Raw genomic sequence first — 22,985 nt, 5'->3', positions numbered from 1 at the left:
CGCTGCCCCGGATGGCGGACGCCGTACGGCGGGACGTGCGGACGGCCGGACGGGCGGCGCGGGCCGCCTGGCGGGGGCCGGGGCGGGAACGGGACCAGCTCGTCCAGTCGCTGAAGGCCGCCGCGGCGGCGCTGCTGGCGTGGCTGGTGGCGTGGGTGTGGCTCGGCGATCCGATGGCGCTGATGGCGCCCTGGGTGGCGCTGGTGCTGGTGCAGGCGACCGTCTACAGCTCGGTGCTGCAGGCGGGGCGGCAGTTCACGGCGATCTGTGTCGGTGCCCTGGTGGCGTCGGGGGCGCAGGTGGTGACGGACGACGCGACGGGAGCGCTGGCGCTGTCGATCCCGGTGCTGATGCTGCTGTCCAACTGGCCGCGCTTCGGTGACCAGGGCGTCTACGCCGCCACCACGGCCCTGTTCACGATCGCCTCGGGCACCGTGAGCGCGGCGGCGGTCGGGCACCGGCTCGGTCAGGCGGCGCTCGGCGCGGCCATCGGTGTCGCCGTCAACGCGCTCGTCCTGCCGCCGATCCATCTGCGGGACGTGCGGGAGAACCTGTCCGCGCTCGCCCGGGAGACCGGCGATCTGCTGCACGCGGTCGCCGGGGATCTGCGGGAGGGCGACTGGGACGCGCACAGCGCCGCGGACCGGCACGCGGCGTCGCTGCGGCTGCACAGTCGGCTGGACGCCCTGCGTTCGGCGCGCGGCTGGAGCCGGGAGAGCCTGCGGTTCACGTCGGGCGCGCTGCGCGCCCTGCACCGTGCGCCGACCGCCGCGCTGCCGCCGGAGGAGGAGGACGACCGGTTCAGCAGGGTCATCGGGCATGTCACGGCGCTGACGCGCACCCTGGCGGTGGCCGCCGACGAGGACCGCACGCCCGCTCCGCCGGACACGGAGGTGCTGCGCGGCTACGGACGGCTGCTGGAGCTGATCGGCGACACCTGCCGCGCGGAGGCCCGCCGCCTGCGGGACAACGGCCCCGCCACGGGCTCCCGGCCGGACGAGCGGACCGGGGCGGTGATGCGGGAGCTGCACGAGGACCTGCAGGAAGGGCTGCGGGAGCACGCCGGGCGGGGGGCCGCGCGGGCGGCGGTGCTGGGCACGCTGCTGCTCCAGGCCGAGAACCTCTGGGCCGACCTCGTTCCGGAAGTACACGGCGAGTGACGCACATCACCCCAAACGGAGACATTCGGCGGAACACCCGAGGGTGGTTGCCCGTTGAACGAGGCGTGGGTGCGGATGGGACAGTGTCCCCGGGCCTCACCATTCGCCCACAGGGACGATCGTTCGGCTGAAGCCCTGTGGAGCCTTTCGCCGAGAGGCGACCGCCATCCGCGCCCACCCCTTGTCCGCCCCGACCGTGATTCCCCCGTCGCGGTCGGGGCTTTCTCTTTCCCGGCCCGTCTTCCGGGTACTCGGTCGGCTCCACGGAGCATCCGGCCGAGAGGAGTGGACGGTGAGCAGCAACGCGGGCATGAGGGTCGTGGTCACGGGCGCCACGGGCAACGTCGGCACCAGTGTGGTGCGCGCCCTGTCGGAGGAGCCGCGGGTCGCATCCGTGCTGGGCCTGGCCCGGCGCCTCCCGGAGTGGTCACCGGCGAAGACCACCTGGTCGGCGGTGGATCTGGCCTCCGAGGGGTCCGACCTCGCCGAGGAGTTCGCGGGCGCGGACGCGGTGATCCACCTGGCCTGGGCGTTCCAGCCGACGCACGATCCGGCGACGACCTGGCGCACCAATGTCCTGGGCGGCATGCGCGTGTTCGACGCGGTCGCCGAGGCGGGCGTACCGGCCCTGGTGCACGCCTCGTCGGTCGGGGCGTACTCGCCGGGCCCGAAGGATCACGCGGTCGACGAGTCGTGGCCCACGCACGGCTGGCCGGACGCCGCGTACTGCCGGGAGAAGGCGTATCTGGAGCGGGCCCTGGACACCTTCGAACGCGATCATCCGGACACGCGGGTGGTGCGGATGCGGCCCGCGTTCCTGTTCAAGCGTGAGTCGGCGAGCGAACAGCGCCGTATCTTCGGCGGCCGTTTCCTGCCGGGCCCGCTGCTGCGACCGGATGTGCTGCCGTTCCTGCCCGACATCCCCGGGCTGCGGGTGCAGGCGCTGCACACCGACGACGCGGCGACCGCCTACCGGCTGGCGGTGCTGGACGGCGACGTGCGGGGTGCCTTCAACCTGGCCGCCGAGCCACCGGTCGACGCGGAACTGCTCAGCGAGATGCTCGGCACGCGCCGCGTGCGCCTGCCCCGCACCGCGGCCCGCTCGGCGGTCGCCGCGGCCTGGGGTCTGCATCTGCTGCCCGCGTCGCCGCACCTGTTCGACGCGGTACTGCGGCTGCCGCTGATGGACTGCACCCGTGCGCGGGCGGAACTGGGCTGGCGCCCGCTGCACACGGCGACGGAGGTACTCGAGGAGTTCCTGGAGGGTCTGCGTGAGAGCGCGGGAGCGGACACGGAACCGATGCGGGGCAGGAAGGTGGGCTGAGCCCCGTGGCGGGACCGGTCAGGCGGACGACTCGTCGGGGACGGGGTGCTCCGGGTTGGGCGACGCGGCGTGCGGGGCGCCGCGGCGGCCGGTGCCGGCCTCGTCCGTGTCGGGCACGTCGGGCTCGGTCTCCCCGGGCCCGGTCTGTTCCGGCTCGGTCTGTTCCGGCTCGGTCTCGTCGGCGCCGGACGGCTCCGTAGGCTCCGTACGATCCGTCGGCTCCCCCGGCTCCCTCTGTTCGGTCGGCTCGGTCGGCTCGGCGGGTTCCGGTGATCCCTCCGACTCGCGTTCCGCAGCCTGCTGCGCCGCGCCGGGGGCCACCTCCCAGGGGTCCTCGCCGGCGCCGGCCTGCTGGTCGGGCAGGTCACGGGGGACGGCCGCACCGTTCTCACCCGGTCCTTCGAGGCGGTGGTCGGTCACGGCACTCTCCCTTCGTTCCGTCGGACAGCCTCCGCGAGTACCTCCGCCGTGACCGGCAAAACCTCAGCGCGGTGCCCGCTCCCTCAGCGCGGTGCGCCAGGCGGGCGGCGGCGACTCCGGGTCCGGTTCCGGACGGCGTCCGCCACGGGCGAAGAAGTCGGCGAGCGGCAGGATCGCCGCGCCGACGGTGACCGCGTCGGGCCCCAGACGGCCCATGTCGATCGTCACCTTCTCGGCCGGGTGGCGCAGTGCGTACGACCGGGCGTGCCGCCGCACGGCGGGCAGGAAACGGGAGCCGAGCTGGAGCCCGGCCCAGCCGCCCACGAGGATGCGCTCGGGCTGGAACAGGTTGATCAGGTCGGACAGCCCCGCGCCCAGGTACTCGGCGGTCTCCTCCAGTACGGCGAGCGCGGTCCCGTCGGCCGCCGTGCCGTCGGCCGGGTAGGCGGCGGCGAGCATCGCGGTGAGCGCCGTCTCCTCGTCGGTGCCCTCGGGCACCCGGCCGCCCTCCTCGCGCCACCTGGCGAGCAGCGACTCGGCGCCCGCGTAGGCCTCCAGGCAGCCCAGCGCGCCGCAGCGGCAGCGGCGCCCCCTGACCCGTACCGTCAGATGGCCCCACTCGACCGCACGGCCGTGCTCCACCTCGGGTGTGACGAGGCAGGCGCCGACGCCGGAGCCGAAGAGGACCACGACGGCGTTGCGGGCGCCGCGTCCGCCGCCGAACCACATCTCGGCCTGGCCGAGGGTCTTCGCGCCGTTGTCGATGAAGTACGGCACGGTGGCGGGCAGCGGGGAGCCGGTGCGCAGCAGGGCCTCCAGCGGTACGGCGTCCCAGCCGATGGTCTGCCCGTGCACGACGGCGCCCCGGTCGCCGGTGCGCTCGACGATGCCCGGGACGCCGATGCCGACGCCGAGGAGCCGGTCGGGCGCCAGGTCCGCCGCGGTGAGCACGTCGGCGATGCCGGAGCGGATGTGGTCGACGATGACCTCGACCGCGTAGCGCTGCTGCTCCAGCGGGCGTTCGGCCCGGGCGAGCTCGGTGAGGGTGAGGTCGAACAGCTCGACGCGCACCCGCGTCTCGCCCACGTCGACGCCGATCATGTGGCCGCTGCCCGGCGCGACCCGCAGCAGGGTGCGCGGACGGCCGCCGTCGGAGTCGACGCTGCCGGCCTCCTCGACCAGGCCGTCGGCCACGAGATCGGCGACGACATTGCTCACCGAGCCGGAGCTGAGTCCGGTCGCCGGGCCCAGTTCGAAGCGGCTGAGGGGTCCGTCGAAGTAGAGCCGCTGGAGCACGGCCGTACGGTTGGCTCGCCTGAGATCGCGCACCGTGCGCCCGTTCCGCCCCGCCATGTGGCTCCTTCCGCCCCCTGCCCGACCTGCAACATACCGCCCGGGGCCGGTTCCGCGCGACTTTCCTCCTCCCTTATTTCACGCTGTGAACTAATGCCGGACGAGGCAGCCCCGGGAAATTCGCTGGCCCACCCTCCTTCGGCATCCTTACCCTGGCCCGGAAACCTAGACCCCCTAGGTTTGCTCGACCGCACCTGGAGACCGTCATGCGACCGCTCACCGAGCAGGACATCCGCAACTCGTTCATCAACTGCTCGAAGGGCGAGGCCAAGCGGCTGGCCGTGCCGCGCGATCTCGGCGAACGCCCCTGGGAGGACCTCGATTTCCTGGGCTGGCGGGATCCGGGCGCACCCGATCGCGCGTATCTGGTCACCGAACGCGAGGACCGGCTGGTCGGGGTGGCCCTGCGCTTCCAGCCCGCCCAGCGCGGCTTTCTGCACCGCAGCATGTGCTCCCTGTGTCTGACGACCCATCCGCGCGGCGGTGTCTCTTTGATGACCGCCCGCAAGGCGGGTCCGGCCGGCCGGGAGGGGAACTCGGTCGGCGCCTACATGTGCACCGACCTCGCCTGCTCGCTCTACCTGCGCGGCAGGAAGGTCCCGGAGACCGGGGCCCGCTTCGAGGAGAGCCTCACCCTGGAGCAGCAGATCGACCGCACGCTGGACAATCTGCACGCCTTCCTCGACAAGCTGTAGGCCCGCTGCCTCGACAAGCTGCACCTCGACAAGCTGTTGGCCCTCGCCGCGAGGCGCCCCGGCCCCTACTGGTCCCGCAGCCGGGCCGCCGTCACCTCGTGCAGGTGGATCAGGACATCGTGGCTCCGGGCGAGGGCCACGTCGTAGGGGCCGTCGGGGTAGTCGGTGCCGACGCGCCACGTGGGCCGGGCCGTGCGCAGCCACGCGTCGGCGGGTGACGCGACGGTCCGCAGATCCAGGACGTAGTCGCGGTGACGCACCCGGTCCAGGACGTGCTCGTTGCTCCCCGGCTCCCCCGGCCCCACCCGCCAGCGGCGGATCACCCCGTCGGGACCGGTGGCGTTGAACGAGCCGCGGTCGAAGGTCACGCCGACGCTCACATAGCCGGAGCCGAGGCGCCGGCGCAGGAAGGCGCCCTGCATCACCGGGGAGCCGGCCGGGTCGACCGACTCGTAGCCCACATGGTCGTCGTGTGCGGACAGCACCGCCTTGGTGCCCGTCCGGCGCTGCCACCAGACGACGTTGGCGGCCATCGCCTTCTCCCGGTACCGCATGGCTTCGCTGATCCCGGCCGGCGACTCGAAGTCGAACGCGTACTGTCCGGCGGTCCGGTCGATGGCCCGCGCGTGCTGCACCGCCCAGGCATGCGCCTCGCGGTCCTCGCCCGGCGCCGGCCCCGTGGCGCGGAGCAGCCGCAGCGCCTGCGCCGTACGGTGGGCCATCTCCCGGCGCTGGGCGTACGGCTTCCTCATGTACTGCTCGATGTACGGCCCGGTCGTCACGGTGGGGCGCAGCCCGCGGTACAACTCGGCGAAGCGGGCGGACAGTCCCGGGTGGTGCCGGGCCACATGCGCGGTCACCGCGTCGTACAGCTCGGGGCCGGTCCAGGCGATGTCGTCGCCCATGAACCGGACCGGATCCTCGGGGTGCCGCACGTTGTAGGCGCGCATCCACCTGATGAGCCGGAGACAGTCGGTGTTGTTCCACCACAGGTGGTCCCGCTGGAACTCCTCGCGCATGATGCGCCGCGGGTCTCCGGTCCCGTGCACCACATAGGCGTCGAGGCGCAGGCCGGTGCTCCAGGGCGCCTCCAGGGCGAAGGTGCGGAAGCCCTTCTCCTCGACGAGCCGGCGGAACACCCGGTCCTTGAGCGCGAAGAAGTCGTGCGAGCTGTGGGTCGCCTCGCCGAGGCCCACCAGGCGCGCCTCGCCGATCATCCGGTCCAGGGGCCGTAGATCCCGGGTGTCGCCGCCCGGTTCGACGGAGCGCAGCGGGTGGGCGGCTCGGTCGAGCGCGGCGACGACCGCTCCTTCGCTCACGGCGGGGGCGGCACGGGCGGACGCAGCGGCGGGGGCGGTGGCCGTGGGTGCGGCTCCCGCGGCGCCGATCGTCGCGCACGTGAGGCAGGCGGCGAGCAGGGCGGGGACGATTCCGGTGCGTAGCCGTTTCATGATCCAAGGCTTTCGTCCCGCGTCGCCCGGCACCATCCGGTCCGCCTCCGTTCCCGGTTGCGGACAGCCGAGGTGCGCCAGTGGGGTTTTCCTCAGGTGCGAACGTGTTCGATGGGATCAAGGAAGGGGAACCGTCGCTAGATGCGAGTGGTACGTGAGTGGACGGCGCATGCCAGGGAGTTCGTCAGGCGGCACCGGGACCCGGTGACCGTGCAGGCGGTGCGCTCGGCCGTCGCGGCGACGGTCGCCTACGTCATCGCCCTGCGCCTGAGCCCCGAGGAGGCTCCCCTCACCGCGCCGCTGACCGCGCTGCTCGTCGTCCAGGTCACCCTGTACTCCACGCTCACGACCGGCGTGCGCCGGGTGAACTCCGTGGTGGCGGGGGTGCTCGTCGCGATTCTCTTCAGCCTCCTGGTGGGTCTGACCTGGTGGAGTCTGTGTCTGCTGATCCTGGCGTCGCTGGTCGTCGGCCATCTGGTGCGCGTGGACGAGTTCGTGCCCGAGGTGGCGATCAGCGCGATGCTGGTGCTCGGGGTCACGACCCACGGCGAGTACGCCTGGGCCCGTGTCGTGGAGACCCTGATCGGCGCGGTCGTCGGGCTCGGGTTCAATCTGCTGCTGGCGCCTCCGGTGTGGGTGGAGGAGGCCGGGGAGTCGATCGAAGGGCTGGCGCGCCGGATGCGGCAGCTGATGCTGAGCATCGGTGAGCAGGCCACCGGCCCCACGCCGCCGCATCAGGCCGCGGACCGGCTGCACGAGGCCCGTCGGCTGGACCACGACATCGTCGAGGTGGACGCGGCCCTGAGGCAGGCGGAGGACAGTCTGCGGCTCAATCCGCGGGTCCGGGAGGGGCTGCTGCACCGGGTGGTGCTGCGCACGGGTCTGGACACCCTGGAGATCTGCACGGTGGTGCTGCGGGTGCTGGCCCGCACGCTGACCGATCTGGCCAAGGAGCGGGAGCCCGAGCGGCTGTTCGAGCCGGAGACCGGCGCGACGTTCGACGAGCTGCTGTCCGAGATCGCCGACGCCGTCGTCAGTTTCGCCGTGCTGGTGACCACCAGTGTGAGCACGAGCGCCGAGTCGGCCGAGGACCGGCTCGCCTCCCAGCTGCGGCAGGCCGCGGCCACCCGCGACAAGCTGGCGCAGCTGCTGCTCGACGAGGTCCAGCGCGACCCGAACCAGTGGGAGCTGCACGGCGCCGTGCTGACCGAGGTCAACCGCATCCTCGACGAGATGGACACCGAGCACCGTACGCGCCGGCTGTTCGAGGAACTCGACCGGCACACGCGCGAGCAGCGCGAACGCCTGCCGCGGCTGACCCGGCTCCGGGAACGCGTACCGGCCCGGCTGCGCCGCGAGCCCGGTGGAGCGGCACACCGCGTCAAGTGACCCCGGCCGACGCCCCCGGGACGTCCCCAACCGCGCGGCCCTCCTCACCCTGGCGGATGATCGACGCCAGGGTGGCTGGGTATCCACCACCAGCCGCCCGACCGAGCCGGGCCGCACTGGACACGACCGGATGGCTGCGGCCCGCTCGCCGGCCGACCGAGCCGGGCCGCAGCAGCCACGGCCGGATGACCGCGGTTTCCCGGGCGACCGAGCCGCGCCGCACGGGGCACGGCAGGATGACTGTCGCTCGCTTCCCGGCCCACCGAACCGGGGCGCAGCAGGCACAGCCGGGCGGCCGCGGCCCGCTTCCCAGCCGACCGAGCCGGGCCACACCGGCCGCGCAGGGCCGCGCCGGGCCGCGCAGGGCCGCGCAGGGCACGACCGGATGGCTACGGTGTTTCCCGGCAGACCGAGCCGGGCCGCACCGGCACGGGCGGCTGCGGCCCGCTTCTCGGCCCACCGAACCGGGGCGCAGCAGGCACGGCCGGGCGGCTGCGGCCCGCTTCCCAGCCGACCGAGCCGGGCCGCACCGGGCACGGCAGGATGGCTGTCGCCAGCTTCTCGGCCTACCGAGTCGGGTGGTGGGTGGGCATAGGCGGGCCGATGACGACCGAGGTGTGCAGATGAGCAGGGGTCAGTGGAGCCGGCGGCGGTTCGTCCGCGCGCTCGCGGGGGCGGCTGCGGCCGTGACGGTCGCGGCGTGCGACGACGAGGGGACACCCGCGGGGGACTCACCGTCGCCGAAGGCACCGGCGCCCACGAGCGGCTCGCGGCGCGAGAGCCCGTCGCCCTCCGGGCCCCGTCCGCTCTGCCTCGGCACCTACACCTCGGCCGAGGGCGGCGGCAAGGGCATCGGGCTGGCCACGTACGACCCGGCGACGGGGCGGATCACCGGCACCGGGACGATCAGCGGGGTGGCCGACCCGTCGTATCTCGCCGTACACCCGGACGGCCGGACCCTGTACGCCGTCGACGAGCGTGAGGACGGTGCCGTCACCGCCGTCCGGCTCTCCGACCGGAAGGTCCTGGGCAGCCGGAGCACCGGCGGCGCGGCGCCCTGCCATCTGTCGGTGCATCCGGGCGGGCGGTGGCTGCTCAGCGCCAACTACGGTTCCGGCAGTGTGGCGGTGCACCCGATCGACGCCTCGGGGGCGCTCGGCGAGCGCAGTGACCTGGTCACGCACTCCGCTCCCCCGCCCGGCCCGGGTCAGCAGGGCCCGCACGCCCATCAGTTCCTCACCAGCCCGGACGGCGGCCATGTGCTCGCCGTCGACCTGGGCACGGACACCGTGTACACCTACCGGCTCGACGAGAGGACCGGCACGCTGACCGGGGCCGCTCGCGCGAGCACCCGGCCCGGCGCGGGTCCGCGGCACCTGACCTTCCACCCCGGGGGCCGGTACGCCTATCTGGCCAACGAGGTCGACAACACGGTGGCGGTGTGCGCGTTCGACCCCGACTCGGGGCAGGTGAGGATCGGCGCGCCGCAGTCCACGGGCACGGGTCCCGGCACGAACTACCCGGCGCAGCTGCTGGTGACGGCGAACGGCGCGTTCGCGTATCTCGCCAACCGCGGCGACAACAGCCTCACCCGGTACGCGATCGAGGGGGACGGCGCCCGGCTGAGTCTGCTCGACACCGTGCCGGTGGGTGGTGACTTCCCGCGGCACATCGCGTTCTCCCCCGACGGCGGGCTGCTGTTCGCGGCGAACCAGAAGTCCGGCACCGTCACCGTGTTCCACGTGGACGAGGGCAGCGGTGAGCTGCGCCCGGCGGGCGAGCCGTTCGCCTCACCTGTCGCGGTCTGTGCGCTGCCGCTGTAGGGCGCGGGGGCAGGACGCGGCGCTCGCCTGGGAGAGCAGCACGTGCATGCGCTCGGTGAGCTGGGCGACGTCGTCGGCGGGCGCGTGGAAGGCCAGGCGTACGTCGCCGTGGGAGCGGGCGCGTTCGATGCGCAGGGTCAGCCCGTGCCGGTCGACGGCGAGCGGCTGGACGCGGACGGCGCCGTGCAGGCTGTCGGTGTCGACGAGGCGGGTCAGCCGTTCCACCGCGTCGGCGTGGCAGTCGGCGAGGTGGGTCAGCAGCCGGGCCTCGGCGAGGACGAGCGGGTCGGGCGCCGCCGCGGCGAACTCGTCCGGGTCGACGACGACCGTGCCGGACGGCCGGCGCAGTACGACACGCGTGGCCTGGAAGGCGAGGTGGCCGTCCTGGACGGAGAACCAGCCGGCGAGCCACAGCCGGGCCCGGATCCTGCCGCGCACCGGGACGGGTGCGACGTCGGCGAACTCCAGTACGGCGGACGGCTCGCCGCGCACCGCGCAGATCGCGGCGGCGAGCAGCACACTGTCCTCGGGCACGTGCAGCAGGACGCGTCCGTCGTCGGTCACGGTGTGGGCGCCGACGAACTCCTCCCGGGTGCCCTCCGCGGTCACCGCACAGGACCATGCGGCGGCCAGCACCGAGCGGGCCCGTTCCGCCGCGCCGGGAGCGGCCGTCCAGCCGTGCGTGTCGTCACCCATCCCCGAAACCTCCTCTTAGGTAAGCCTTGCCTAACCTATCGAAGTTCGGGGTGTGCGCCAACCAGGGCACGTGCTCTTTACGAGACCTTTCAGCGCGTGAGCACACCGAGCAGGGCGCGTGCGCACAGGTCGCGCACCTGCTCCCGGCTCAACTCCGAGCCGCGCAGCCACTCCAGACAGACGGCGGTGGTGAAGGCCAGCCAGCCGCGCACGGCGAGGCGGACGTCCGGCCGCTGCTCGAAGGCGGCGCCGAACTCGGGGTCCGCGGCCAGCGCCGCGAGGATCTGCTCCTCCTGCGCCGCGAGGGCACGCTGATAGACCCGGCGCACCGCCTGATCCCCGGCCGCGTCGGCGCGATGGAAGGCGCGATAGCCGTGGGCGTGCGCCTCGACGTACGCGAGATACGCGTCGAGGCCCGCGGTGAGCTGCTCGCGCACCGGAACGCCGGGGACCGCGGCCGTCATCCGCAGCATCCGCTCGCTCTCACGCTCCACCACCGCCGCGAAGAACTCCCGCTTGGTCGGGAAGTAGTGGTACAGCAGCCCTCGCGAGACCCCGGCGATCTCGGCGACCTGCTCGATCCACACGTCGTCGTAGGGGCTGTCGGAGAACAGCCGCGCCCCGACGGACAGAAGCTGCTCGCGGCGCTCCTCGGTACTGAGCCGGCGGCGGGTGCGCTCGCCCTGGTTCGCAGGCATTCCCGCACTGTACTTGACGCCGGTTCAGCGGCCGGACCAGACTGGGGCGCGTTATTGAACTCACGTACAACACGCGTCGCGCAGGCTCGCCGGGTCGAAGGGGATCGTTCAATGGCGGAGACGACGACACAGGCGTCCGGACTGCCGAAGGGATTTCGCAGCGCCGAGTTGGGCTGGCCCGAACTGCACCGCATCCCGCACCCGCCGTACCGTCTCCCGCTGCTCGGCGACGTGATCGGCGCGAGCAGGCGCACTCCGCTGCAGGACTCGATGAAGTTCGCCCCGCTGGGGCCGGTCTTCCGGCGGAATGCCTTCGGCAAGGAGTTCGTGTTCGTGTGGGGCGCCGGCCTGGTGGCCGATCTCGCCGACGAGTCACGCTTCGCCAAGCACGTCGGGCTGGGTGTGGCCAATCTCCGGCCGGTCGCGGGCGACGGCCTGTTCACCGCGTACAACCACGAGCCCAACTGGCAGCTGGCACACGACGTGCTCGCCCCCGGGTTCAACCGCGAGGCCATGGCGGGCTACCACACGATGATGCTGGCGGTGGCGGAGCGGCTGACGGACCACTGGGACCGGGCGGCGGCCGCGGGCCGCACGGTGGACGTGCCCGGGGACATGACCAAGCTGACGCTGGAGACCATCGCACGCACCGGATTCGGGTACGACTTCGGCTCGTTCGAACGGTCCCGTCCGCACCCCTTCGTGACGGCGATGGTGGGGACGCTGACCTACGCGCAGCGGCTGAACTCGGTGCCGGGACCGCTGGCGCCGCTGCTGCTGCGCCGGGCTAGCCGGCGCAACGCTGCCGACATCGACCGCCTCAACCGCATCGTGGACGAGGTGGTGCGGGCGCGGCGCGCGGACGGCGGCGGGGACGGGGATCTGCTCGACCGGATGCTGGACACCGCGCATCCTCAGACCGGTGAGCGGCTGTCGGCGGAGAACGTCCGCCGCCAGGTGATCACCTTCTTGGTCGCGGGCCACGAGACCACCTCGGGCGCGCTGTCCTTCGCCCTGCACTACCTCGCCCGCCACCCCGAGATCGCGGCCCGCGCCCGCGCCGAGGTGGACCGGGTGTGGGGCGACACCGAGGCGCCGGGCTACGAGCAGGTGGCCAAGCTGCGCTACGTCCGCCGGGTGCTGGACGAGTCGCTGCGGCTGTGGCCGACGGCACCCGCGTTCGCCCGGGAGGCGCGTGAGGACACCGTGCTCGGGGGTGAGCATCCGATGCGGCGGGGTGCGTGGGCGCTGGTGCTGACGCCGCTGCTGCACCGGGATCCCGAGGTGTGGGGGCCGGATGCGGAGCGCTTCGACCCGGACCGGTTCGAGGCGCGGGCGGTGCGGTCCCGTCCGCCGCACGTCTTCAAGCCCTTCGGGACGGGGGCGCGGGCCTGCATCGGGCGGCAGTTCGCTCTGCACGAGGCGACGCTGGTGCTGGGGCTGTTGCTGCGGCGGTACGAGTTGCGGGCTGATCCGGGGTATCGGTTGCGCGTGACCGAGCGGTTGACGTTGATGCCGGAGGGATTGCGGCTGGGGGTGGAGCGGCGGGTGGTGCGGGGTGCGCTCGAAGCGAAGCTTCTGGGGGCTACCTGAAGTGGGTCGGCTGCGGGTGGTGTGTGGTTTCTCGCGCAGTTCCCCGCGCCCCTGGAGGGTTCACTCGGTCCAGTGGACAGGGCGCGTCAGTGAGTTCGGCAGTTTCGTACCCCTGTTGCCCTTCGCCGCGTTGACCTGCGGCTGGGTGAGGAAGATGGCGTCGGTCAGGTCGGCGTCTGCGAGGTCGGTGTCGCGCAGGTCCGCGCCGATCAGGTCGGTGTTGCGCAGGTCCGCGCCCGTCAGGTCGGCGGCGATCAGGTAGGCGCCGCGCAGGCTGATGCCGCGCAGGTCGGCGCCCCTGAGGCGGGCGCCCATCAGGTCCGCTCCCCTGCGGTCCTTCCTGCGTCCGCGGATGCCCGCCCGCGTCAGCTCGCTGGCCCTGAGCAGCAGCGCGTTGACCTCCTGGCGGTGTGCGCCGACGTCCAGTGCCCGCAGTTCCTCCGGGGTCTGCAGGGTGAGCCGTTCCGTCTTCTCCAGGGCCGCGCGCAGCTCCTTGTGGATCGGGCGGGCGGCGGGGAGCTTCACGGCCTCGGTCAGGTACCACAACAGCTCGTGCAGCTGGCGCACCACCGGGAACACGTCGAACATGCGCCGGGCGTGCTCCGCCGGCCCGGTGCGCCAGTCCCGGCCGCCGAAGGTGACCTGGGAGACCTTCTGGCCCGCGCCGAAGCAGTCGTAGACCGTGCAGCCGGTGAAGCCCTGCTGCCGCAGCCGTGCGTGGATGCCGCACCGGTGGTCCTCGCGCAGATTGCCGCAGGGCTTCCCGGCGGGCTTGTCCACCGCGAAGTCGGCCGACCTGGCGAACGGCAGGGCGACGCAGCACAGTCCGAAGCACTGCTCGCAGTCGCCGCGCAGGTCCGCCTGGTCGGCCGTCTTGTTCCGCATGACGTTCAGCATACGGAACGGCCGGTCGGCCCGCAGAGCCGGTCCGGGCTCAACCCTCCAGGTCAGGCAGTTCCAGCCGGTCGAGCCGCTCGGGGTCGGCCAGGATGTACATGCCGGTGATCCGGCCGTCGGCGATCGTGACGGACATGACCGAGTGCGGGCGGCCGTCGACCAGGCTGACCAGGCCGAGGGAGTCGCCCACCCACGCCGTGGTCGCCGCGGCGGTGTACCGGGCGAACATCATGGCCGACTCGGCCACCGTCTTCGCGCCCTGGAGCCTCTTCGACGCGCCGGCCCCGCGGACCAGCGCACCGGCGTCGGCCCTGAGCACCACGTCCGGGTGGAGGACCGCGACCAGCGCCTCGAAGTCACCTCCGCGTGCGGCGGCCATGAAGGCGTCCAGCACCTGTCTCTGACGGCCGACGTCGGGCTCCGAGGAGGGCGTGGCGTCCTTCACCCGGCGGCGGGCGCGGCTGGCCAGCTGCCGGGTGGCGGCCGAGCTGCGCTCCACCACCGGCGCGATGTCGTCGAAGGGCACCGCGAACATGTCGTGCAGGACGAACGCGAGCCGCTCGTCGGGCTCCAGCGTCTCCAGGACCACCAGCAGCGCCACGCCCACCGAATCGGTGTGCATCGCCTGCTGCTCCGGGTCGATGTGGGAGAGGGGTCTGATCACCGGGTCGGGGACGAAGGTCTCGTCCATCGGCTGCTCGCGGCGCGCGGTGCGCGAGCGCAGCATGTCGAGGCAGACGCGGCCGGTGACGGTGGTCAGCCAGCCGCCTAGGTTGTCGATCTCGTCGGCGTCGGTGCGGCCCAGTTTCAGCCAGGTCTCCTGGACGGCGTCCTCCGCCTCGGCCGACGAGCCGAGCATGCGGTAGGCGACCGACCGGAGCCGGGCGCGATGCTCCTCGAAGCGCTCCGCCAGCAGTTCCTCGTCGCTCATGCCGTCATCCTGGGGAACAGCTCGAAGGTGACCGCCGGCCGGCCCCCGAACCGCTGGCCCGCCTCCTGCGCGAACCCGACCAGGAAGCCCCGCACGTACTCCTCCGGGTCCTGGTCGGTCAACGCCTCGATGTAGGCGCGGTGTTCGAGCAGGGAGCGCACCGCGCGCTCCATCCCGTCCGTGGCGTCCACGGCGTGCGTGGGGGTGCTGGAGCCGGCGACCGCGACCCAGCGGACGCCGTCCCAGGGTTCGAGGCCCTGCTCGGTCAGTTCCGGGAAGATCCAGCGGTTGCCGGCGTCGCCGGCGGCGTCGAGCGTGGCACGGCCGACGGCCACGTGGTCCGGGGTGTTCCAGTACGTGCCGCCCCAGGTGTCCCGGTGGTTCAGGGTGATGACCAGTTCGGGCCGGTGCCGGCGGATGGCGGCGGCGATGTCCCGGCGCAGGGCGGGCCCGTACTCGATGACGCCGTCCTTGTGGTCGAGGAACTCCACGGTCGACACGCCGACGACCGCCGCGCTCGCCAGTTGCTCCTGCTCGCGCAGCGGAGCGCACTCGGCGGGGGCGAGCGAGTCGATGCCCGCCTCGCCGCGGGTCGCCAGTACGTAGGCGACCTCGCGGCCGGCGTCGGTCCAGGACGCGATCGCCGCGGAGCAGCCGTATTCGAGGTCGTCCGGATGGGCCACCACGGCGAGGGCGCGCTGCCAATCGTCGGGCATGGGTCGGAGTTGACTGATCGTCGGCTCGGTCATGTCAGCAGACTATGTGTTCCGCCGCAGGAGAGTGGGTGTTGCCCAGACCGCCGTCATCACTCGACGTCACTCTTCGTCCCTCGCCAGCGCGAGCAGGCGGTCCAGGACCCGGGGGCCTCCCGCCCGGACTCCGTCGTGTTCGAACTCGTCCGTCACCCAGGTGCGCAGGCCCCGGATCGCGCGGGCGGTGCGCAGGGAGTGGGCGGTGTCGACGTACATGTCGTCGTGGTAGACGGCCGCCGCCACCGGGACCTCGTTTGCGGCGAGGCGGGACGGGTCGTACAGGGGTGTCCAGTCGGTGCGGGCGGCGAGCAGTTCGGCGGTCTCCCGCAGCGGGCGCAGCGCGGGGTCGCAGTCGAACATCCAGGGGTGGATCGTCTCGCCGGTGAACAGCACCGGTTCGTCACCGGCGAGCGCCTTGGCCGCGTCGAACTGCGGGAACTCGGCCCGCACGCGCTCGGCGGCCCAGGCGGTGGGCCGGGCGTCCTGGCCGTAGCACGCCTCGTGGACGAGCGCGTACAGCGGGTGGCCCGCGAAGGACAGCATGCCCTGGACCTGCTCCTGGAAGGCGTCCGACAGGGCGGGGCCGGACGGCGTGCGGACGAAGGCGTCCTCCAGGAGGTAGTGCAGCCGGTGGCTGCCGTCGCCGCTGCCGAGGACGATGCCGAGGGACTGGAACGCCTCCACGGTGAGGCGGTAGCCGTTCGGCAGGGTCACCTCGTGGGTGAGGAGGTGGTCGGCGATGCGGCGGACGCGGTCGACGTCCTGCGGGTAGCGGGCGTAGTGGGCGGTGACCTTGCGCTCGATGCGCGGGTAGGCGGCCCGGTAGGCGTCCTCGGCGTGGGCGTCCAGCGAGGGCAGCCCGCCGGTGATGATCGCGGTGTCCAGGCCCTCGGGGGCGGTGGACAGATAGGTGACCGTGCAGAAGCCGCCGAAGCTCTGGCCGAGGACGGTCCAGGGGGCGCCGCCGGTGACCTCGGGGCGGATCGCCTCGCAGTCGCGGACGATGGAGTCGGCGCGGAAGCGGGTGAGGTAGTCGGCCTGTGCGGCGGGACCCCCGCGCAGCGGGAGGGTCTGCCGGTTGGCGGGGGTCGAGTGGCCGGTGCCGCGCTGGTCCAGGAGCAGCACGCGGTACTCCTTCAGGGCCCGGCCGAGCCAGGCCTGCTTCCCGACGAAACGGTTCGCCCCGAATCCGGGTCCGCCCTGGAGGTACAGCAGCCACGGCAGGTCCTGGCCCGCCTTGTCGGCGGCGACGACCTCGCGGGCGTACAGCTCGATGGTCTCCCCCGAGGGGTCGTCGTGGTCGAGCGGGACGGTGAAGCGGCGGTCGGTGAGGACGACTCCGGGCTGGCGGTAGCTGTGGGTCAACGGGGCTCCCGGGACGGACGGACGGTCGGACCGCGACCCAGTTCAGCACACGTTTCTGCGGTCAACGAGCCGGGATGACGGAATTCCTGCTGAACGGCCGGTCAGCGGGCGGAGAGACTGGAGCGGCGCACCACCAGTTCGGGGCTCAGTACGACCCTTCGGTGCTCATGGGTCCGCTCCGCGGTGTCGGCCTCCGTCTCCTCCAGCAGCAGCTCCGCGGCGAGGGCGCCCATGGTGACGGCGGGCTGGCGCACCGAGGTGAGCGGGACGGCCGCGGCGGCCGCGAACTCGATGTCGTCGTAGCCGACGATCGCGAGGTCGTCGGGGACGCCGACCCCGGCCGCGTACATGGCCTGGAGCACCCCCAGGGCGAGCAGGTCATTGGCGCAGAACACGGCGGTGGGCCGGTCGGCGAGGCCGAGCAGGCGGGCGCCCGCGTCCCGGCCGGCGGCGACGTCGAGCCGCTCGGTGGGCAGCTCCCGCAGGCGGTCGGGGCCGAGCCCGGCCTCGGCGAGCGCGTTCAGGGCGCCGGTGCGCCGGTCCCGGACCTGGTTGAGTCCGGGCGGCCCGCTGACGTAGGCGATGGACCGGTGCCCGGCGTCCACGAGGTGGCGTACGGCGAGCGCGCCGCCGGCCACGTCGTCGACGGAGACGGAGCACTCGGTGGCGCCCTCGGCCACCCGGTCGACCAGCACGAAGGGGATGCCGTGCCGGCGGAAGGCCTCGATGTTGCGGCCGGTGGCGTCGGCCGGGGTGAGCAGCACGCCCCGCACCCGCTGCTCGGCGAAGAGGGAGAGGTACTCGGCCTCCTCGCCCGGGTTCTGGGCGCTGTTGCAGACCATCACACCGAGTCCGGCCTGCCGGGCGGCGCGCTCGGCACCGCGCGCCACGTCCACGAAGAAGGGGTTGCCCATGTCGAGGACGAGCAGGCCCATGATCCGGCTGCGGCCCGCGCGCAGCTGGCGCGCCGACTCGCTGCGGACGTAGCCGAGCCGGTCGATGGCGGACAGCACCCGTGCCCGGGTCTCGGCGGCGACCGTGTCCGGGCGGTTGATCACGTTCGACACCGTGCCGACGGAGACTCCGGCGACTCGGGCGACGTCCTTGATACCCACCGACTGGGCCATCGGGCAGGGACCTCCAAGGAGACGGGGCGGCCGGGGTCTCTTCACATTACCGGCACGGCCGCCCGGCGGACGGTGCCGGTCGGGCGGGCTTCGTCGTCAGGCGAGGTGGAAGACCTCGGTGAGCGGTTTCATCGCCTCGTCCGGGCGGGCGCCGTCGAGGGACTCGAAGAAGGGAGCCATCTCGGCCTGCCAGCGCGCGTTGACCTCGGTGGCCTCCATCCCGGCCTTGGCGGCCTCGAAGTCCTCGGTCTCCAGGTAGCCGACGAGGAGGCCGTCGTCGCGCAGGAACAGGGAGTAGTTGTGCCAGCCGGTGGCCGAGAGCGCCGCGCGCATCTCGGGCCACACGGCGGCATGGCGTTCGCGGTACTCGGCGATCCTGTCCTGGCGGACCTTGAGCAGGAAACAGACACGCTGCATGAAGTACCGCTCCTCCCGTACGAGCTCGGTGATCAGAAGGTGAACTTGTCGATGTTCTCGGCGTTGAAGACGGTGGGCTTTCCGAGGTTGATCACGCCGTCCTTGCCGATGGTGTACTCGCCCATCGCCCCGGCGGTGAAGGTCTCGCCCTCCTTGCCGGTGATCTGCCCGGAGGCCAGCGCCACGGCGGTACGGGCCGCCAGCTCGCCGAGCTTGGCCGGGTCCCACAGCTCGAACGCCTCGACGGTGCCGTTCTTGACGTACTTGCGCATGTCGTTCGGGGTGCCGAGGCCGGTCAGCTTGACCTTGCCCTTGTACTTGGAGCCGGACAGGTACTGGGCGGCGGCCTTGATGCCCACGGTGGTCGGGGAGATGATCCCCTTCAGGTTCGGGTGCTCCTGGAGGAGGCCCTGGGTCTGCTGGAACGACTGCTGGGCGTCGTCGTTTCCGTAGGCGACCTTGACCAGCTTCATGTCCTTGTACTTGGGATCCTTGAGCTCGTCCTTCATGAACTCGATCCAGGTGTTCTGGTTGGTCGCGGTCTGTGCGGCGGACAGGATCGCGATCTCGCCCTTGTACCCGATCTGCTCGGCGAGCAGCTGCACCTCGGTCCGGCCGAGGTCCTCGGCCGACGCCTGCGAGACGAAGGCGTTGCGGCAGCCGGGAGTGGTGTCGGAGTCGTAGGTGACGACCTTGATGCCGTTCTTCATGGCCTGCTTGAGCGCGGTGCACAGGGCGCCGGGGTCCTGCGCGGACACGGCCATGGCGTCGACCTGCTGCTGGGTCAGCGTGTTGACGTAACTGACCTGCCCGGCGGTGTCGGTGGCGCTGGAGGGCCCGACCTCCTTGTACGTGGACCCCAGCTCCTTGAGCGCCTTCTCCCCGCCCTTGTCGGCGGTGGTGAAGTAGGGGTTGTTCACCTGCTTGGGCAGGAACCCGACGGTGAGCCCCTTCTTGAGCTCGGCATTCGGATCGGCCTTGCCGGCGGTGGCGGCAGCCCCGCCTTCGTTCTTCACGTCCTCCTTGGTGGTGCCGCCACAGGCGGCGAGGGCGAGGGCGAGAGAGGTGACGGCTGCGAGAGAGGCGAGTGAACGTCGGACGGGCATGGTTGGGTCCTTTGAAGAGAGGGAAAGGGACACGCCGCCAGGGGCGCGGGGAACTGCGGGGCCAGCCACACACGACCTGCTAGCCGGACGATTGAGCTCGCACAACGGCGATCTGCCGCGCGACCCGCGGCCCCAGCACGGACAGAACAAGCAACACACCAGTCACAACAATCTGCGACTGCGCCGAAACATCCTGCAGACTCATCACGTTCTGCAGCGCACCAAGCAGGAACACCCCCGCAATCGCACCACCCAACGTGCCCTTGCCCCCGTCGAAGTCGATGCCCCCGAGCAACACGGCAGCCACGACCGAGAGTTCAAGACCCGTGGCGTTGTCAAAGCGAGCGCTGGCGTAATGCAGCGCCCAGAACACCCCCGTGAGCGACGCCATCAACCCCGTCACCGTGAACAGGATCAGCTTCTGACGCTTGACCCGGATCCCGGCGAACCTCGCCGCCTCCTCACTCGCCCCGATCGCGAACAGCGACCGCCCGAACGGAGTGGCGTGCAGCGCCACCACAGCGATCGCGAGCAGCACGAGGAAAGGCAGGAAGGCATAAGGAACGAACGTGTCGCCGATCCGCCCGGCCGCGAAGTCCAGATACTGCGCAGGGAAATCGGTCACCGCATCGGAACCCAGCACGATCTGCGCGATCCCCCGGTACGCGGCCAGCGTCCCGATGGTCACGGCCAGCGAGGGCAGCCCCAGCCGCGTCACCAGCAGGCCGTTGATCAGCCCGCACACCACACCCAGCAGCAGACAGATCGGAATGATCGTCTCGATGGCCAGGCCCTGGTTCCACAGCGCCCCCATCACCGCGCCGGACAGGCCGGCGGTGGACGCCACGGAGAGATCGATCTCCCCGGAGACCACGAGCAGCGTCATCGGCAGGGCGATCAACGCGATCGGAAGGGTGTTGCCGATCAGGAAGGACAGATTGAGCGCGTTCCCGAAGCCGTCCACGAAACCGAAGGACAGCAGGAGTACGACGATCAGCAGCGCGCCGACCACCGTGTCCCAACGGGCCGCGCGCATCAGGGAGTCAGGCATGACGGGCGTTCCTCTTCTTCAGGGCGGAGCCCACTCGCACCGCGACGATCCGGTCGACCGCGATGGCGAGGATGAGCAGGATGCCGTTGATGGCGAGCACCCAGACGGAGCTGACGCCGAGGGCGGGCAGCACGCTGTTGATGGAGGTCAGCAGCAGCGCGCCGAGGGCCGCGCCGTAGACGCTGCCGGAGCCGCCGGTGAAGACGACGCCGCCGACGACGACCGCGCTGACGACGGTGAGTTCGTAGCCGTTGCCGGTGCCGGAGTCGACGTTGCCGAACCGGGCCAGGTAGAGGGCGCCCGCGAGACCGGCCAGTGCGCCGCAGAAGGTGTACGCGGTGAGGATCCGCTTGCGTACGGGGATGCCGGCGAGCCGCGCGGCCTCGGGGTTGGAGCCGAGCGCGTACAGCTCGCGGCCGCTGCCGAAGTGCTTGAGGTAGTACGCCGTGGCGGCGAGCACGGCCAACGCGATCAGCGCCAGATACGGCACCGCCGAGATTCCGCCGGAGCCGAAGTCGACGAATCCGCCGGGTAGATCGGCGGCGGTGATCTGCCGGGAGCCGACCCAGATGGAGTCGATGCCGCGGATGATGTAGAGGGTGCCCAGGGTGACGACGAGGGCGGGTACCTGGCCGAGGCTGACGAGCAGTCCGTTGAGCAGCCCGAAGCCGATGCCGAGCAGCACGGCCAGTACGACACCGACGACCGGGTTCCCGCCGCCCTGGAGATACGTGCCGGCGGCGAACGCGCTGATGCCGAGGGTGGAGCCCACGGACAGATCGACGTTCCTGGTGATCACCACCAGGGACTGGCCCGTGGCGACCAGCACCAGGATCGTCGCGTTCAGCAGCAGGTCCTTGATGCCCTGTTCGGAGAGGAACTCGCTGTTGCCGGCCTGGGTGACGGCGATCATCACCAGGAACACGACGAGGATGGCCAGTTCGCGCATCTTGAACACGCGGTCGACCAGGCGGGTGGCACCGGCCTCGGGCACCTCCGCGGCGGGGGCTTGCTGAGGGGTGGTCACGGTCATGCGACGGCCCTCCCGGTGGCTGCGGCCATCACGGCTTCCTCGGTGGCGTCGGTGCGGGGGATCTCGGCGGTGAGCCGGCCCTCGTGCATCACCAGCACGCGGTCGGCCATGCCGAGGATCTCGGGCAGGTCGGAGGAGATCATCAGGACGGCCACGCCGTCCGCGGCCAGCTGGGACAGCAGGCGGTGCACCTCGGCCTTGGTGCCGACGTCGATGCCGCGCGTGGGCTCGTCGACGATCAGCACCTTCGGCCCGGTGGCGAGCCACTTGGCGAGGACCACCTTCTGCTGGTTGCCGCCGGACAGGGTGGAGACGGTGTCGGCGATCCGCGCGTACTTGACCTGGAGCTTGACCGCCCAGTCCAGGGAGCGGCTGCGCTCGGCGCCCCGGTCCATCAGGCCCGCCCGCACGGTGGTGCGCAGACCGGTGAGGCCGATGTTGCGCTCGATGGACATGTTCATCACCAGGCCCTGGGCGCGCCGGTCCTCGGGGACGAGGGCGAGTCCGGCGGCCATCGCGGTGGACGGGGCGCCGTTGACCAGCGGCTTGCCGTCCACCTCGACCCCCCCGGCGTCCCAGCGGTCGATGCCGAAGACGGCTCGCGCCACCTCGGTGCGCCCCGCGCCGACGAGTCCCGCGAGGCCGACGATCTCGCCGCGCCGCACGTCGAAGGAGACGTCGGTGAACACCCCCTCGCGGGTCAGCCGGCGCACGCTGAGCGCGATCTCGCCGGGCTGGACGTCCTGCTTGGGGTAGAGCTCCTCGAGGTCGCGGCCGACCATGCGGCGCACCAGGTCGTCCTCGGTCATGCCGTCGAGGGGTTCACTGCCGATCCAGGCGCCGTCGCGCAGGGTGGTGACCCGCTGGCAGATCTCGAAGATCTCCTCCAGCCGGTGGGAGATGAACAGCACCGCGGCGCCCTGTTCGCGCAGGGTGCGCACGACGCCGAAGAGGCGGGCGACCTCGCTGCCGGTGAGGGCGGCGGTCGGTTCGTCCATGATCAGGACGCGGGCGTCGAAGGAGAGCGCCTTGGCGATCTCGACGATCTGCTGATCGGCGATGGACAGGCCGCGGGCCGGGCGGTCGGGGTCGAGTTCGACGCCGAGCCGTCGCATCAGCGCGGCGGTGGCGGTGTGCACGGCCTTGTGGTCGATCCGGCCGAGGGCGCGCCGGGGCTGGCGGCCCATGTAGATGTTCTCGGCGATCGAGAGGTCGGGGAAGAGCGTGGGCTCCTGGTAGATCACGGCGATCCCGGCGTCGCGGGCGTCGCCGGGGCCGTGGAAGACCACGGGCCTGCCGTCGAGCAGCACCTGCCCGGCGTCGGGCCGGTGCACTCCGGCGAGCGTCTTGATCAGGGTCGACTTGCCGGCTCCGTTCTCGCCGGCGAGGGCGTGCACCTCCCCGGGGAACAGCTCCAGGGAGACGTCCCGCAGTGCGCGGACCGCGCCGAAGGACTTGGAGATGTCCCTCAGCGCGAGGACCGGGGCCGGACCCGTGTCGGACGGGTGGGTCATGAGGGCTCCTCGACGACGCCGGCGGGATGACCCTCCGCGTCGTGAAAGGTTTCAACTGGGTTGCCGGGACGTTAGGCACGTCACGTACCACCCGTCAATGGGTCCCGGTCGAAAAACTTTCGACAGCTTTAGATCACGCGCTGGTCACGGCGACTGGACTCGACCGAGGGGGTTGACACCCCTACGGGCT

Annotated in this window: 21 protein-coding genes; 6 read left to right on the top strand and 15 right to left on the bottom strand. The window is 72.1% G+C overall.

Features of this window, described 5'->3' with window-relative positions:
* Positions 1-11 precede the first annotated feature (11 nt).
* Both AB0412_RS06470 and AB0412_RS06465 read left to right on the top strand, forming a co-directional pair.
* Positions 12-1,160, top strand: coding sequence for an FUSC family protein (locus tag AB0412_RS06470; RefSeq protein WP_366401506.1), 1,149 nt, complete (start codon positions 12-14; stop codon positions 1,158-1,160).
* Positions 1,161-1,452: 292 nt separating this feature from the next.
* Positions 1,453-2,484 (top strand): SDR family oxidoreductase, encoded by a 1,032-nt coding sequence (locus AB0412_RS06465; protein WP_366401341.1) that lies wholly within the window; start codon positions 1,453-1,455, stop codon positions 2,482-2,484.
* 18 nt (positions 2,485-2,502) lie between these two features.
* Here AB0412_RS06465 and AB0412_RS06460 read toward each other — a convergent pair whose 3' ends face one another.
* Positions 2,503-2,904, bottom strand: a complete 402-nt coding sequence (locus tag AB0412_RS06460; protein WP_366401340.1) for a hypothetical protein — start codon at positions 2,902-2,904, stop codon at positions 2,503-2,505.
* A 63-nt stretch (positions 2,905-2,967) separates the two neighbouring features.
* Positions 2,968-4,257 (bottom strand): ROK family transcriptional regulator, encoded by a 1,290-nt coding sequence (locus AB0412_RS06455; protein WP_366401339.1) that lies wholly within the window; start codon positions 4,255-4,257, stop codon positions 2,968-2,970.
* Between the two features lie 206 nt (positions 4,258-4,463).
* Between AB0412_RS06455 and AB0412_RS06450 the strand changes: the two genes are divergently transcribed.
* A complete protein-coding gene (locus AB0412_RS06450; RefSeq protein ID WP_366401338.1) occupies positions 4,464-4,952 on the top strand; it encodes an FBP domain-containing protein in 489 nt (162 codons plus the stop codon).
* 65 nt (positions 4,953-5,017) lie between these two features.
* On the opposite strand, the gene AB0412_RS06445 is transcribed toward AB0412_RS06450, so the two are convergent.
* On the bottom strand, positions 5,018-6,403 hold the full coding sequence (locus tag AB0412_RS06445; protein ID WP_366401337.1) for an erythromycin esterase family protein: 1,386 nt from the start codon (positions 6,401-6,403) through the stop codon (positions 5,018-5,020).
* Positions 6,404-6,544: 141 nt separating this feature from the next.
* Between AB0412_RS06445 and AB0412_RS06440 the strand changes: the two genes are divergently transcribed.
* Together AB0412_RS06440 and AB0412_RS06435 are read left to right on the top strand one after the other, a co-directional pair.
* Positions 6,545-7,792: an aromatic acid exporter family protein gene (locus AB0412_RS06440; RefSeq protein WP_366401336.1), complete on the top strand. Its 1,248-nt coding sequence runs from the start codon at positions 6,545-6,547 to the stop codon at positions 7,790-7,792.
* A 623-nt stretch (positions 7,793-8,415) separates the two neighbouring features.
* Entirely contained in the window at positions 8,416-9,615 is a 1,200-nt protein-coding gene (locus AB0412_RS06435) for a lactonase family protein (RefSeq protein WP_366401335.1), read from the top strand.
* Here the strand turns inward: AB0412_RS06435 and AB0412_RS06430 are convergent.
* Together AB0412_RS06430 and AB0412_RS06425 are read right to left on the bottom strand one after the other, a co-directional pair.
* Positions 9,583-10,311 carry a DUF2470 domain-containing protein gene (locus tag AB0412_RS06430; protein WP_366401334.1) on the bottom strand — a complete coding sequence of 243 codons (729 nt, stop codon included), beginning with the start codon at positions 10,309-10,311 and terminating at the stop codon, positions 9,583-9,585. The two genes, AB0412_RS06435 and AB0412_RS06430, sit on opposite strands and share 33 nt — an antisense overlap.
* 89 nt (positions 10,312-10,400) lie before the next feature.
* Positions 10,401-11,009, bottom strand: coding sequence for a TetR/AcrR family transcriptional regulator (locus tag AB0412_RS06425; protein ID WP_366401333.1), 609 nt, complete (start codon positions 11,007-11,009; stop codon positions 10,401-10,403).
* Positions 11,010-11,120: 111 nt separating this feature from the next.
* On the opposite strand from AB0412_RS06425, the gene AB0412_RS06420 reads away from it, so the two are divergent.
* The gene (locus AB0412_RS06420; RefSeq protein ID WP_366401332.1) at positions 11,121-12,602 is read left to right on the top strand and encodes a cytochrome P450; all 1,482 of its coding nucleotides are present in this window, start codon (positions 11,121-11,123) and stop codon (positions 12,600-12,602) included.
* Between the two features lie 60 nt (positions 12,603-12,662).
* On the opposite strand, the gene AB0412_RS06415 is transcribed toward AB0412_RS06420, so the two are convergent.
* From AB0412_RS06415 to AB0412_RS06370, 10 genes are all read right to left on the bottom strand, one after another.
* Complete coding sequence (locus AB0412_RS06415) at positions 12,663-13,487, bottom strand: pentapeptide repeat-containing protein (protein WP_366401331.1); 825 nt, start codon at positions 13,485-13,487, stop codon at positions 12,663-12,665.
* A gap of 49 nt (positions 13,488-13,536) precedes the next feature.
* Positions 13,537-14,430 carry a sigma-70 family RNA polymerase sigma factor gene (locus tag AB0412_RS06410; RefSeq protein ID WP_366401330.1) on the bottom strand — a complete coding sequence of 298 codons (894 nt, stop codon included), beginning with the start codon at positions 14,428-14,430 and terminating at the stop codon, positions 13,537-13,539.
* A complete protein-coding gene (locus AB0412_RS06405; RefSeq protein ID WP_366401329.1) occupies positions 14,427-15,179 on the bottom strand; it encodes a PIG-L deacetylase family protein in 753 nt (250 codons plus the stop codon). Before AB0412_RS06405 ends, AB0412_RS06410 begins: the two co-directional genes overlap by 4 nt.
* A 66-nt stretch (positions 15,180-15,245) precedes the next feature.
* A complete protein-coding gene (locus AB0412_RS06400) occupies positions 15,246-16,547 on the bottom strand; it encodes an alpha/beta fold hydrolase (RefSeq protein ID WP_366401328.1) in 1,302 nt (433 codons plus the stop codon).
* 101 nt (positions 16,548-16,648) lie between these two features.
* Entirely contained in the window at positions 16,649-17,674 is a 1,026-nt protein-coding gene (locus AB0412_RS06395) for a LacI family DNA-binding transcriptional regulator (RefSeq protein ID WP_366401327.1), read from the bottom strand.
* Between the two features lie 96 nt (positions 17,675-17,770).
* Positions 17,771-18,091, bottom strand: a complete 321-nt coding sequence (locus AB0412_RS06390) for an L-rhamnose mutarotase (RefSeq protein ID WP_366401326.1) — start codon at positions 18,089-18,091, stop codon at positions 17,771-17,773.
* 32 nt (positions 18,092-18,123) lie between these two features.
* Positions 18,124-19,197 (bottom strand): rhamnose ABC transporter substrate-binding protein, encoded by a 1,074-nt coding sequence (gene rhaS, locus AB0412_RS06385; RefSeq protein ID WP_366401325.1) that lies wholly within the window; start codon positions 19,195-19,197, stop codon positions 18,124-18,126.
* A gap of 79 nt (positions 19,198-19,276) precedes the next feature.
* The gene (locus AB0412_RS06380) at positions 19,277-20,248 is read right to left on the bottom strand and encodes an ABC transporter permease (RefSeq protein ID WP_366401324.1); all 972 of its coding nucleotides are present in this window, start codon (positions 20,246-20,248) and stop codon (positions 19,277-19,279) included.
* On the bottom strand, positions 20,241-21,281 hold the full coding sequence (locus AB0412_RS06375; protein ID WP_366401323.1) for an ABC transporter permease: 1,041 nt from the start codon (positions 21,279-21,281) through the stop codon (positions 20,241-20,243). Before AB0412_RS06375 ends, AB0412_RS06380 begins: the two co-directional genes overlap by 8 nt.
* Complete coding sequence (locus tag AB0412_RS06370; RefSeq protein ID WP_366401322.1) at positions 21,278-22,795, bottom strand: sugar ABC transporter ATP-binding protein; 1,518 nt, start codon at positions 22,793-22,795, stop codon at positions 21,278-21,280. Before AB0412_RS06370 ends, AB0412_RS06375 begins: the two co-directional genes overlap by 4 nt.
* Between the last annotated feature and the right edge of the window lie 190 nt (positions 22,796-22,985).

The sequence above is a fragment of the Streptomyces sp. NPDC052012 genome (genome assembly GCF_040689265.1).
In the GTDB taxonomy this organism is placed as follows: domain Bacteria; phylum Actinomycetota; class Actinomycetes; order Streptomycetales; family Streptomycetaceae; genus Streptomyces.
This window is presented reverse-complemented; position numbering and strand designations above follow the sequence as displayed.

Excerpts from the sequence above, each read along its gene's own strand:
- AB0412_RS06395 (WP_366401327.1), bottom strand. The coding sequence starts at position 17,674 with ATGGCCCAGTCGGTGGGTATCAAGGACGTCGCCCGAGTCGCCGGAGTC.
- AB0412_RS06415 (WP_366401331.1), bottom strand. The coding sequence starts at position 13,487 with ATGCGGAACAAGACGGCCGACCAGGCGGACCTGCGCGGCGACTGCGAG.
- AB0412_RS06405 (WP_366401329.1), bottom strand. The coding sequence starts at position 15,179 with ATGACCGAGCCGACGATCAGTCAACTCCGACCCATGCCCGACGATTGG.
- rhaS (WP_366401325.1), bottom strand. The coding sequence starts at position 19,197 with ATGCCCGTCCGACGTTCACTCGCCTCTCTCGCAGCCGTCACCTCTCTC.
- AB0412_RS06390 (WP_366401326.1), bottom strand. The coding sequence starts at position 18,091 with ATGCAGCGTGTCTGTTTCCTGCTCAAGGTCCGCCAGGACAGGATCGCC.
- AB0412_RS06380 (WP_366401324.1), bottom strand. The coding sequence starts at position 20,248 with ATGCCTGACTCCCTGATGCGCGCGGCCCGTTGGGACACGGTGGTCGGC.
- AB0412_RS06440 (WP_366401336.1), top strand. The coding sequence starts at position 6,545 with ATGCGAGTGGTACGTGAGTGGACGGCGCATGCCAGGGAGTTCGTCAGG.
- AB0412_RS06420 (WP_366401332.1), top strand. The coding sequence starts at position 11,121 with ATGGCGGAGACGACGACACAGGCGTCCGGACTGCCGAAGGGATTTCGC.
- AB0412_RS06450 (WP_366401338.1), top strand. The coding sequence starts at position 4,464 with ATGCGACCGCTCACCGAGCAGGACATCCGCAACTCGTTCATCAACTGC.
- AB0412_RS06410 (WP_366401330.1), bottom strand. The coding sequence starts at position 14,430 with ATGAGCGACGAGGAACTGCTGGCGGAGCGCTTCGAGGAGCATCGCGCC.
- AB0412_RS06435 (WP_366401335.1), top strand. The coding sequence starts at position 8,416 with ATGAGCAGGGGTCAGTGGAGCCGGCGGCGGTTCGTCCGCGCGCTCGCG.
- AB0412_RS06455 (WP_366401339.1), bottom strand. The coding sequence starts at position 4,257 with ATGGCGGGGCGGAACGGGCGCACGGTGCGCGATCTCAGGCGAGCCAAC.
- AB0412_RS06375 (WP_366401323.1), bottom strand. The coding sequence starts at position 21,281 with ATGACCGTGACCACCCCTCAGCAAGCCCCCGCCGCGGAGGTGCCCGAG.
- AB0412_RS06470 (WP_366401506.1), top strand. The coding sequence starts at position 12 with ATGGCGGACGCCGTACGGCGGGACGTGCGGACGGCCGGACGGGCGGCG.
- AB0412_RS06425 (WP_366401333.1), bottom strand. The coding sequence starts at position 11,009 with ATGCCTGCGAACCAGGGCGAGCGCACCCGCCGCCGGCTCAGTACCGAG.
- AB0412_RS06430 (WP_366401334.1), bottom strand. The coding sequence starts at position 10,311 with ATGGGTGACGACACGCACGGCTGGACGGCCGCTCCCGGCGCGGCGGAA.
- AB0412_RS06445 (WP_366401337.1), bottom strand. The coding sequence starts at position 6,403 with ATGAAACGGCTACGCACCGGAATCGTCCCCGCCCTGCTCGCCGCCTGC.
- AB0412_RS06370 (WP_366401322.1), bottom strand. The coding sequence starts at position 22,795 with ATGACCCACCCGTCCGACACGGGTCCGGCCCCGGTCCTCGCGCTGAGG.